The 3,741-nt window shown below is 70.0% G+C and carries 1 protein-coding gene; it reads right to left on the minus strand.

The window, feature by feature from the left end; translation table 11 throughout:
* Positions 1 to 3,680 (minus strand): hydantoinase B/oxoprolinase family protein (locus ABD912_RS23350; RefSeq protein WP_345154858.1); only part of this gene is annotated, 3,680 nt, incomplete at its 3' end.
* Positions 3,681 to 3,741 lie beyond the last annotated feature (61 nt).

Raw genomic sequence — 3,741 nt, forward strand, 5'->3', positions numbered from 1 at the left:
CCGTCCCGTTCGGCCAGGGCCACGCCGTAGTCGCGGGCCGCGGCCTCGGCGGTGGTGAAGCCGTCCAGGACGTCTTCGAGGACCTTTTGCGGGTCGCGGTTGCGGGGGTCGCCGAAGCCGCCGCTGCTGGGGACGGTGATCTGGATCGAGTCGCCGGCCTTGATCTGCTTGCCGGTGACCTTCGAGGGCCAGTTCTCCTGGCCCTCGCGTCCGGGGTTCTTGACCAGGGAGGCGTTGAGGCCGTCGTGGCCGCCGAACGCGCCCCAGGGCACGTCCGAGTCGTGGCGTTCGCCCTCGCAGGTGATGATCGTGTCCGTCAGGAAGGTGTTCTCGCGCACGATGCCGATGCCGCCGCGGAACTCGCCGGCCGCGGCGGGCTCCTCGCGCAGTTCGTAGCGGTCGGTGCGCATCGGGAAGCGCCACTCGAGTTCCTCGATGGGGTTGTTGCGGGTGTTCGCGATGAGGTTGTCCACCGAGTCCGGGCCGTCGCTGGTGGCGCGGCCGCCGTAGGAGCCCTCGTTGACCTCGAGGTAGACCCAGTACTCCTCCGACTTCTCGTCCCAGCCGGAGTAGGACATGAAGTGGATGTGGGCGGAGTTGCCGGCGGTGACGCGGTCGGGGATGACCGGTGCCAGGGCGCGCAGCGCCAGGTCCACGGCCCGCTGGACCTGGGAGAACCGGGAGAAGGTCGCGGCCGGGTAGGTGGGGTTGAAGATCGTCCCCTCCGGGGCGATGACCTTCAGCGGCTTGAGCATGCCCTCGTTCTGCGGGACGAAGACCGGGAAGGCGACCTCGTCCAGGAAGATCATGCGGGTGATGAAGGTGAAGGCCGAGACGGTGGTGCCTTCGAACGCGCAGTTGTAGGCGGTGGGGACCTGGGCGCTGGAGCCGGTGAGGTCGTAGGTGATCTCGTCGCCCTTGACGATGACCTTGACCGCGATCGGGAGCTTCTTGCCGTAGTTGCGGCCGTCGTCGTCCAGGTGGCCGACCTCGGTCTCGTAGACCCCGTCGGGGATCTTGGCGATCTCCTGGCGCAGCATGCGCTCGGAGTAGTCGATCCAGGCCTGGCCGGAGTCCTGCACGGCCTGCAGCCCGTACTTGGCGATGAGGTCCGTGTACCTGCGGGTCGCGAGGGCGCAGGCGGCGATCATGGCCTCGATGTCGCCCTTGTTGCTGGTGGGCGTGCGGGTGTTCGCGTAGATGTGCTTCAGCAGCGCCTCCTGGCGCACGCCGCGGTCCTGGATCTTCACGGCCCGGAAGATGGTGCCCTCGGACTGGACGTCCTGGATGTCCACCATCAGCCCGGAGAACGCGCCGCCGTTGTCGATGAGCTGGCCGGAGGCGCCGGCGAAGCCGACGAGCTCGCCCGCGTGGAAGATCGGGGTGATCACCGCGACGTCGGGGGAGTGGGTGGCGCCCAGGTAGGGGTCGTTGTGCAGGATGATGTCGCCCTCGTTGATGTCCTCGCCCAGGACGGACATGACGCCGCGGACGATCTTGGGCATGGCGCCCATGAACATCGGGGTGGAGTCGGACTCGGCCAGGACGTTGCCGTGCCTGTCGAACAGTCCCGCGCCGAGGTCCTCGGATTCGCGGATGATCGAGGAGTAGGACATGCGGAACAGGACCGAGGCCATCTCCTTGGCCGCCGAGGACAGGGCGCCGCCGACCACGCGCATCAGGATCGGGGTGGAGAGGGTCTCGCCCCCGGCCTCCTTGGCCGGGACGTCGATGACCATGTTGCCGACCTCGTCGATGCGCCCGGAGAACCGCGGGGGCACGACGACGGTGGAGTCGTACTGCTCGATGATGGCCGGGCCCTCGAAGACCTGCCCGGCGCCGAGCTTCCCGCGGTCGTAGAACGCGGTGTCGAAGGCCTGGGGCCGGCCGTCCGCGCTGAAGACCACGGGCTGGCGGGTGATCAGGGCGGCCTCGAGGCCGGTGGCGGCGCCGGGGGCCTGCGGCGGGGCCAGTTCGTCGACGGTGCCGATGGCCTCGACCCGGATGTTGACCAGTTCGACGGCGCTGTCCTTGAACCGGTGGCCGTACTCGGCCTCGTGCGCCTGGTGGAACAGGTCCTCGACCCGTGCGAGCCACTCGGAGGTGATCGGCCCGTCCGGCACGGAGAAGCGGATCTCGTAGCCCTGGCCCTCGTAGCGGGCATCGGCCAGGCGGCGGACCACCCGGCGCCCCGCGGGAATGCGGTCGGCCTCGAACTGGGCCACGGCGTCGGCCTCGAGGGCGGCGTAGGAGTTCTGCAGCTGCCAGGTGTCCGCGCTGCCCAGCATGAACCGGGCGGTCCCGACGAACTCGTACTTCTGGTCCGTGGCCAGCAGGCCGGTGGCCGCCAGGATGCCCGGGTGGGCCGGGACCAGGACCGTGGGGATCTCCAGTTCCTCGGCGATCTCGCACACGAACAGGGCGCCGGCGCCGCCGCCGGCCACCAGGGTGAAGTCGCGCGGGTCGTAGCCGCGGCGCACCGAGTTCTGCTCGATGGCCTGGCTCATGCCGAACTTCTGGATCTGGAGGGCGCCCAGCGCTGCCTCCTCGACGGTCATCCCGAGCTTGTCCGCGACCTTGACCATCGCGTCCCGGGACAGCTGCGGGTCCAGCCGCAGTCCGGTGCCGGCCAGGCCGCGGTCCGGGCGCATGCGTCCCAGCAGCACCTGGGCGTCGGTCGAGGTCGGCTCGGTTCCGCCGCGCCGGTAGCAGGCCGGACCCGGGACGGCCCCGGCGGACTGCGGGCCGACGCGGAAGACGCCGCCGGCGTCGACGTAGGCGATCGAGCCGCCGCCGGCACCGATGGTGTCGATGTCCACCATCGGCACCATCGCCTGGTAGTCCCCGACCTTGGTGTCCAGCAGGTGGCGCATGCGCAGCTCGCCGCCGTGGGCGACGCCGATGTCCGCGGAGGTGCCGCCGATGTCCAGGCCCACCACGTTCTCGAAGCCCGACTGCCGGGCCGCCCACACGCTGCCGATCAGGCCGCCGACCGGGCCGGACATCATGAGGGTGACCGGGCGCTGGGCGGCCTGGCCGATCCCGATCATGCCGCCGGAGGACTGCATCAGCAGGATCTCGTGCCTGAAGCCCATGGACGCCACGGCCTCGTTCAGGCGGTGCAGGTAGACCGAGACCCTGGGGCCCACGAAGGCGTTCAGGGCGGTCGTGGAGAACCGCTCGAACTCGCGGTACAGCGGCACGATGTCGCTGGACAGCGACAGGTAGGCCTCGGGGTACTCCTGCGCGACGATCTCCCCGATGCGCTGCTCGTGCGTGGGGTTCAGGTAGCTGTGCAGCAGGCACACCGCGATCGCCTCGACCTTCTCGGCCTTCAGCTGGCGGACCCGCTCGCGGACCTCGTCCTCGTCCAGCTCGACCAGGACCTCGCCGCGCGGGGCCGTGATCCGCTCGCGCACGGTCAGCCGGTGGCGCCGCTTCACCAGCGGCTGCGCCTGCCAGGGCAGCTCCTGCTGCAGCGAGAAGTTGTACGGCTTCTTGTGCCGGGCGATGTGCAGGATGTCCCGGAAACCCTCGGTGGTGATCATGCCCACCGACGCGCCCGTGTGCGTCAGGGCGATGTTGGTCGCCACCGTGGTCCCGTGCACCAGCATGTCGACCTCACCCATCGAGACGCCCGCCCTGGCGCACAGCGCCCGCAAACCGTTCAGGACGCCCACGGACGAATCCTGCGGAGTGGAGGGGACCTTTTCGACAACCACCTGCCCCGTGGCGTCGTCC

Source organism: Arthrobacter ginkgonis, from assembly GCF_039540195.1.
Taxonomy (GTDB): domain Bacteria; phylum Actinomycetota; class Actinomycetes; order Actinomycetales; family Micrococcaceae; genus Zafaria; species Zafaria ginkgonis.